Here is a 702-nt window from a genome sequence, read left to right on the forward strand (position 1 = left end):
ATTGCAACTATGTATTCTTCCGGATTACGTGTATCAGAGGTTGTTCATCTTCATTATGATGACATTTCACGTACCAACATGACAATTCATGTTCGTGAAACCAAAGGCAGAATTGACAGATATACAATTCTGTCTCAAAAGAATTTAGACCTTCTCACAGAGTATTGGTACAAATGTGGTCGCCCCAAAGATATCCTTTTCCCAAGTTCCTGGTCCGGTGGATATCTTGATATAGCCAGTCACTTCTGGGACATGTTGATCCTCGCTCTACAGATGTTTACCTTCATGTGAGCAACAAGACACTTCTTGGAATCCGCAGCCCATTCGACAACCCGGAAGGTGGTGAATCATGAGTAAGGATTGTACGATTCAGGATGTTTTTCATCGTTTTTATTCATCTTTTGAATCCACACATAGTATTTCTCCCGCTCAGCAAAAGGCCGCTTATCACATCATGAATTGCAAAACTGGTGCCTTTGGTGTGAATGTAAGTGTATGCGAGGACTGCGGCTGCATGTCAGTCCACTATAATTCCTGCCGTGACAGATGCTGTCCTATGTGTCAGGAGTTTCCAAAGGAAAAGTGGGTAGATGCACGGCGGGAGGATATCTTAGATGCTCCTTATTTCCATGTGGTTTTTACAGTTCCAGAAGAACTCAATCCCATTATCTACAGCAACCAGAAATTCTTATACTCTGCTCT

1 protein-coding gene and 1 pseudogene are annotated in these 702 nt (G+C 42.5%); both read left to right on the forward strand.

The annotated features are described in order from the left end of the window. A pseudogene (locus tag H8S17_RS16290) lies at positions 1 to 353 on the forward strand (tyrosine-type recombinase/integrase); the annotation flags it as partial. Continuing rightward, the coding region (locus tag H8S17_RS16295; protein WP_186867908.1) for an IS91 family transposase at positions 350 to 702 on the forward strand (353 nt) is incomplete at its 3' end. The pseudogene H8S17_RS16290 and the gene H8S17_RS16295, both read left to right, overlap by 4 nt.

It is taken from the genome of Roseburia zhanii (assembly GCF_014287635.1).
Lineage (GTDB): Bacteria > Bacillota > Clostridia > Lachnospirales > Lachnospiraceae > Roseburia_B > Roseburia_B zhanii.